At 50.1% G+C, this 6,357-nt stretch carries 8 protein-coding genes; 7 read left to right on the forward strand and 1 reads right to left on the reverse strand.

Annotation, left to right across the window (positions count from 1 at the left end):
* A partial coding sequence (locus tag D6694_02685) for a penicillin-sensitive transpeptidase (GenBank protein RMH47053.1) occupies nucleotides 1-395 on the reverse strand: 395 nt, incomplete at its 3' end.
* A 328-nt stretch (nucleotides 396-723) separates the two neighbouring features.
* Between D6694_02685 and D6694_02690 the strand changes: the two genes are divergently transcribed.
* From D6694_02690 to D6694_02720, 7 genes are all read left to right on the forward strand, one after another.
* On the forward strand, nucleotides 724-1,791 hold the full coding sequence (locus D6694_02690; GenBank protein RMH47046.1) for a pilus assembly protein PilM: 1,068 nt from the start codon (nucleotides 724-726) through the stop codon (nucleotides 1,789-1,791).
* Nucleotides 1,791-2,357, forward strand: coding sequence for a pilus assembly protein PilN (locus D6694_02695; protein RMH47047.1), 567 nt, complete (start codon nucleotides 1,791-1,793; stop codon nucleotides 2,355-2,357). The genes D6694_02690 and D6694_02695 overlap by 1 nt, the downstream gene beginning before the upstream one ends.
* Nucleotides 2,357-2,980: a pilus assembly protein PilO gene (locus D6694_02700; GenBank protein ID RMH47048.1), complete on the forward strand. Its 624-nt coding sequence runs from the start codon at nucleotides 2,357-2,359 to the stop codon at nucleotides 2,978-2,980. The genes D6694_02695 and D6694_02700 overlap by 1 nt, the downstream gene beginning before the upstream one ends.
* Nucleotides 2,980-3,507, forward strand: a complete 528-nt coding sequence (locus D6694_02705; protein RMH47049.1) for a pilus assembly protein PilP — start codon at nucleotides 2,980-2,982, stop codon at nucleotides 3,505-3,507. The genes D6694_02700 and D6694_02705 overlap by 1 nt, the downstream gene beginning before the upstream one ends.
* A gap of 20 nt (nucleotides 3,508-3,527) precedes the next feature.
* Nucleotides 3,528-5,570 (forward strand): type IV pilus secretin PilQ, encoded by a 2,043-nt coding sequence (locus D6694_02710; protein ID RMH47050.1) that lies wholly within the window; start codon nucleotides 3,528-3,530, stop codon nucleotides 5,568-5,570.
* Between the two features lie 117 nt (nucleotides 5,571-5,687).
* Complete coding sequence (aroK, locus tag D6694_02715) at nucleotides 5,688-6,215, forward strand: shikimate kinase AroK (GenBank protein RMH47051.1); 528 nt, start codon at nucleotides 5,688-5,690, stop codon at nucleotides 6,213-6,215.
* Nucleotides 6,212-6,357 (forward strand): 3-dehydroquinate synthase (locus tag D6694_02720; protein RMH47052.1); only part of this gene is annotated, 146 nt, incomplete at its 3' end. The genes aroK and D6694_02720, both read left to right, overlap by 4 nt.

Below are 6,357 nucleotides of genomic sequence, written 5' to 3' on the forward strand. Positions count from 1 at the left end.
GCAGCCCCGACTCCGTAGGCGCGATGGCCAAAATTAATCTTGTTCCAATAGAGCTCGAGGATATGTCGCTTATCGAAGGCCGATTCAATTTTCCAGCTGAGAAAAATCTCTTGCAGTTTACGGGAAAACGTTTGCTCGAAGGAGAGAAAGAAATTTCGCGCAAGCTGCATGGTGATGGTTGATCCGCCACCTTGTATCTTGCCTGTGGATACCAAATTGACCACGGCACGCATCAAGCCAATGAAATCGACGCCGTGATGGTCATAAAAGCGCCGGTCTTCAGTGGCAATCAATGCTTGATTGAGCGGTTCGGGAATCACTTCAATGGCGACAGGAATGCGCCGTTTCTCGCCAAACTGGGCGACCAGCGCTCCGTCGCGCGTGTAGATTCGCATCGGAGTTTGCAGGCGCACATCTTTGAGCGAGTTCACGTCTGGCAACTGTGGCCACACATACAGATAGGCGGCAAATAGCCCAGTGAGACCTGCCAGTGTGAGCAGAGTTGTGATGTAGATCGCGACACGACAAACAGACCGTAGCTTTTTCACCTTAAAGCGTATATATGTTGTGTTTGTAGTCCGGAGACGACACAGTATATCCGGTTATTGGTCCAACTGAGACAATTTTTTTAAAAAAAGGTGCAATTTTCGATAGTTAATCCTATTATTTAATGTTAAAACATACATAACAAACGTAACTACGCACAGTGGATAGGAAAATTCTATGTTGTCGCGACTGTTAGGGAAAAAGAAATTCCCACTCTTGGGGGTCGACATCAGCTCAACCGCTGTCAAGCTTGTCGAGCTGGGTAAAGTGGGGCCTCGATACCGTGTCGAAAGTTATATGGTGGAGCCTTTGCCGCCGCAGGCTGTTGTGGAAAGAGAAATCAAGGATATTGAAGCGGTCGGTGAGGCGGTCAGGCGTGCGGTTGCAAGAGCGAAAACCTCTGTCAAATATGCGGCAGCGGCCGTGTCGGGTTCTGCCGTCATCACCAAAGTCATCCAGATGCCTGCCGGGTTATCGGACCTTGAGCTCGAAAATCAGATATACCTTGAGGCAGAGCAACACATTCCCTATCCGCTGGACGAAGTCGCGTTGGACTTTGAGGTCATTGGTGAGTCAGAAAAGGCGCCGGAACAAGTCGATGTGCTGATAGCTGCCAGCCGTATTGAAAATGTAGAGACGCGGGTGGAGGTGCTCGAGATTGGCGGGCTGACGGCAAAAGTCATTGACATTGAAATGTACGCGCTCGAGCGAGCGTTTTCCACGTTGAAAACACAGCTTCCCGATGACAGCGATGATCAAGTGGTGGCCTTGGTGGATATCGGTGCTTCCCTGACCACTCTCAGCATTATGCATCAAGGCAAAAGTATCTATACGCGGGAGCAAGTGTTTGGTGGTGCTCAATTAACAGAAGAAATTATGCGTCGCTATGGCCTGTCCTTCGAGGAGGCAGGTTTGGCGAAGAAGCAGGGTGGTTTGCCGGACGATTATGAACCGGAGGTGCTTGAGCCGTTCAAGGAATCAATCCTGCAACAGGTGAGTCGGGCGTTGCAGTTTTTCTATTCTTCATCACAATTTGGTGACGTGGACCACATTGTTTTGGCAGGTGGATGTGCGGTCATTGATGGGTTGGATGAACTAATTGAAGAAAGGCTGGGACATAGTGTTTCTATTGCCAACCCTTTTGCGGATATGTCATTGTCGCCTAAGGTGAACGCACAGGCATTGGCGAATGACGCTCCGTCGATGATGATTGCCACGGGTTTGGCATTAAGGAGTTTTGACTGATGGCGAAGATTAACTTATTGCCATGGCGAGCGGAACTGCGGGCTCAGCAGAAGAAAGAGTTTGTATTGGGGCTAGGTTTCTCGGCGCTAGCCGGCATTTTGCTCGTGGTGGTCATGCATACGTACATGGAAGGGCTGATCGAACATCAGAATAATCGCAACCGGTTTATTCAGGATCACATTAAGCAGGTGGATGCCAAGATTGTGGCCATCAAAGAAATCGATAAGCAACGTGCCGAACTGAAAACTCGCATGGAGCTTATTCAGAAGTTGCAGCGTTCGCGCCCGGAGGTGGTGCATTTGTTTGATGAATTGCCTCGACTTGTGCCCGATGGTATCTATCTTGTCAGTTTGAAACGTACTGGCAATCAGCTTGAAATCCGTGGGCGGGCGGAGTCAACTGCACGTATTTCCGAGTTGTTACGGAAATTGAATGATTCGCCTTGGTTTGGGAAGGATCCCAACTTACAGGTTTTTGACAAGGATCTGAAGTCGCCTGTGCCCAGTACAGAATTTGTTGTGACGGTCGCTGTGGGAGGCCATGGCCAGGAAGCGGAGGAAGAATAATGGCTTTTGACCTCAACCAACTCAATGAACTTGATTTTGATAACGTAGGGGCATGGCCTCCGGCGGTTAAATGGGCTGCACACCTGATTGTTTTTGCTCTGGTTGTTGGCCTTGGTTATTTTTTTGATACGTCCGCACAGCAAGAGACATTGGCGCAAGCAGAGCAAAAAGAAGAAACGCTGAAACGCGAATATGAAACCAAGTATCGAAAAGCCGCCAATCTTGAAGCCTATAAGCAACAGATGGAAGAGATGCGTAAGGCGTTTCAACATCTTCTGCAACAATTGCCTAAGAGCACTGAAATTCCAGGCTTGATTGATGATATTGCGTACTCGGAGGCAGCCTCTGGCCTAGAGGTCAGTAAAGGGAAGCTTGAAGAAGAAAAGCGTGCGGAGTTCTATATTGAAAAACCGTTTCGGTTGCAGGTACGAGGCACCTATCACAATATCGGCAAATTTGTCAGCCGTGTGGCGAGTTTGCCTCGAATTGTGACGCTACACGATTTCACCATCGAGTTGGATGACCAGTTCAAGAAAAAAGTGTTGCCGATGGGAACCGACCCGAAATTGAAAATGGATGTTCAGGCGAAAACCTATCGATACGAGCAGGGCGAGGAGGAATAATGATGAGAAAATTATTCCCACTGATGGCATTGACCCTGCTTGTTGGGTGTTCGACTAATACGGACGATCTTGAGGCGTGGCTTAAAGAGGTTCATTCTCGGCCAGTACCACCGATAAAGCCTTTGCCTGAATTCAAACCTTATGAACCGTTTGAGTATCAAGCGGAGAACCTTCGGAGCCCGTTCATGAAAGTGGTGCCGGAGGCGGCGGCAGAGTTGGCAAACTTGGATGCCTGCTCCATTAACGACCCGAAGCCGGATCCCAATCGTCCTAAAGAAGAACTGGAAAAAATTTCCTTGCAAACCCTGACCATGGTTGGATCGATCGAAAAAGGTGGACAACGTTGGGCATTGATTCGTGACGAGAACACAGGACTAGTGTACCAAGTGACGAATGGCAACCACATGGGGTTGGATAACGGTAAGGTCATTGAAGTGAATGAAACCTATATCAAGTTGTTAGAGATTGTCCCCAATGGTCGCGGCTGTTGGGAATCAAGAACAGTGACGTTGGAGCTGGGGCAATGAGAGCAAAGCGGGAGCAAATCATGAACGTTTTTGGAGTCACGAGAGTGCGACGTATTCAACTGGCATTGGCGTTGGTATTCGGATGGTTAAGTGTGTCCGTCGGTGCTGCGGTGCTGAAAAATGTCAGTTACCAGGTGCTACCTGGCGATCGTGTTGAGTTGCGACTAACCATGGATGAGGCAGTGCCAACGCCGAAGAGCTTCAAAATCGATAACCCTGCCCGCATTGCGTTTGATTTTCCCGGCGTGAGCTCCGCCTTAGAAAAGCGGCGGCAAGAGATTGGTGTTGGGGCAGCACGTTCCGTCTCGGCGGTGACGGCCGGTCAGCGCACACGCGTTGTGGTGAATTTGGTCAATATGGTGCCTTACCAGACAAAAGTGGATGGCAATGAATTTATCATCACGCTCGGCTCCGTATCCTCTGTCGCGAGCACAACATTTCATGATGCGCCCAAGCAGGCCAAGGCTGGCCAAGTGACCATTAAGAATGTTGATTTCCGCAGAGGCCCGAAAGGTGAAGGTCGCGTCATTTTAACGTTGTCGAACCCGAATGCTGCCATCGACCTGCGGCAGGAGGGGCGTAACGTGGTGGCCGACATTTTCAATGCCGACATTCCGGAAGATTTGATAAGGAAACTCGATGTCGTTGATTTTGCGACGCCAGCCAAAATGGTCGAAACACAGCGGCGTGGCAACAATGTAAGAGTCGTCATTCGCGGTGACGAAAGTTTTGAGTATCTGGCGTATCAAGCGAATGACAGCTTTGCGATCGAACTCAAGCCCTTGTCTCGCGCTGAATTGGAGAAGCGTCGCAAAGAGAAATTCCAATACACAGGTGAAAAACTTTCCTTGAATTTCCAGGGGATTGAGGTCCGAGCGGTATTGCAGGTGATCGCGAATCAGGCGGGCTTCAACCTGGTGGCCAGTGACACGGTTCAGGGCACTGTTACGGTCCGCTTGGAAAATGTTCCGTGGGATCAGGCGCTTGATATTATTCTGAAATCAAAAGGATTGGCCAAAAGGCAAAATGGCAATGTATTGATGGTGGCGCCGGCAGACGAGATTGCGCGACGCGAAAAACTAGAGTTGCAAGCTGAGGCCCAGGTACAGCAACTGGCGCCGTTACGCTCTGAGTTCATCCAGATTAACTATGCAAAAGCTGCTGATATTGCCGCGCTATTGAAAAATGAAAATAATTCCCTGCTATCAGAGCGCGGCAGCGTCAGTGTTGACGAGCGAACCAACACTTTGTTGGTGAAGGATACCGCTGAACGTCTTGACGAGGTTCGCCGCCTGGTACAAACACTTGATATTCCGGTACGTCAAGTGATGATCGAGTCACGTATCGTGACGGCGAGCGACGGTTTCTCTCGGGAACTCGGCGTTCGTTGGGGCTTGTCGGACAAAAACTCGCAGTCTGGTTTTGCGGGCACAGTCGAAGGTGCGGAAACCATTGCTAACGGCACAATTCCACCATTGAATCAGCGGCTCAATGTCAATTTGCCGGTATCGAATGCGGCCGGCAATCTGGGGTTGCATGTGGCGAGATTGACTGATGGCACATTGCTTGATTTGGAACTTTCGGCGCTCGAAAGCGAAAATTTGGGTGAAGTGATTGCGACGCCACGTGTGATCACTGCCAACCAGAAAGAAGCCGTGATCAAGTCAGGTGAGGAAATTCCGTATCTGCAAGCCGCATCCTCCGGGGCGACCAACATTGCCTTCAAGGATGCAGTGTTGAGCTTAACGGTGACGCCGCAAATCACACCAGATAACCGCGTCATCCTTGACCTTAAGGTGACGCAGAATACGCGTGGCGTCGAGACCGCGATTGGTCCTGCGATCAACACGCAAGAATTGACCACGCAGGTGCTCGTGAACAACGGTGAAACCATCGTGTTAGGCGGAATTTATCAACAAAGGACAAAGACCGACGAAACGAAGGTGCCGGTGCTGGGCGATATTCCGGGCATTGGTTGGTTGTTCAAGAATAAAAAGCGTGAAGCGGCCAAGGAAGAACTACTGATTTTTGTCACCCCAAAAATTATCCGACAAAATGATTAATAACTAGGTATAATACGCCGGCCTGCGCTTGACGCAGGCCATTTGTGTTTGGGTGCCGGTGAGGGCGTGCTCATAGTCGCACACCGGTGAATCGTTTAACCGACTAATAAATCGATCATGGCATACAAACGCAACATATTTCTCATCGGACCGATGGGTGCGGGTAAGTCAACTATTGGTAAACAGCTGGCCCGCATTATGAAGATGGATTTTTATGACTCAGACACGGTGATTGAAGAACGTGCCGGGGCACCGATCGACTGGATCATGGATATTGAAGGGGAAGAGGGTTTGCGCAAACGCGAGCGGAAAGTGATCGCGGAGCTGACCCAAAAGACCGGTATCGTATTGGCCACTGGTGGTGGTGCAGTGTGCGATCCGGAAAATCGTCTCCTTCTTGGTGGACGCGGTGTTGTGATTTATCTAGATGCGTCGTTGGAACAGCAGTTAGAAAGGACTCGTCGTGACAGTCGTCGACCGCTGATTGCGCGCGCTGATGATCCGGAAGAAGCCATTCGACGCCTGCATGAAGAGCGTGCACCGCTCTATGAAGAATTGGCTGACTACAAAGTCAGCACCGATCAGGGCAGTGTCAAGCAGGTGGCGCGAAAAATCGCGGACATGTTACTCTCTGAAGACATATGACGCGCGTTATCAGCGTGCCAGCCTCGCGTGGCACATACGATATTCTGATTGGGGAAGGGTTGCTCGAACGCAACCCTTCTTTGCTTTCAGACAGGTCACGGCGCGCATTATTGATCAGCAATGAAACGGTTGGGCCCTTGTA

Source organism: Gammaproteobacteria bacterium, assembly GCA_003696665.1.
GTDB lineage: Bacteria > Pseudomonadota > Gammaproteobacteria > Enterobacterales.

What these genes read in the sequence shown, in the direction of transcription:
- D6694_02690 (RMH47046.1), top strand. Translation starts at nt 724, where the DNA reads ATGTTGTCGCGACTGTTAGGGAAAAAGAAATTCCCACTCTTGGGGGTC.
- D6694_02695 (RMH47047.1), top strand. Translation starts at nt 1,791, where the DNA reads ATGGCGAAGATTAACTTATTGCCATGGCGAGCGGAACTGCGGGCTCAG.
- D6694_02700 (RMH47048.1), top strand. Translation starts at nt 2,357, where the DNA reads ATGGCTTTTGACCTCAACCAACTCAATGAACTTGATTTTGATAACGTA.
- D6694_02705 (RMH47049.1), top strand. Translation starts at nt 2,980, where the DNA reads ATGATGAGAAAATTATTCCCACTGATGGCATTGACCCTGCTTGTTGGG.
- D6694_02710 (RMH47050.1), top strand. Translation starts at nt 3,528, where the DNA reads ATGAACGTTTTTGGAGTCACGAGAGTGCGACGTATTCAACTGGCATTG.
- aroK (RMH47051.1), top strand. Translation starts at nt 5,688, where the DNA reads ATGGCATACAAACGCAACATATTTCTCATCGGACCGATGGGTGCGGGT.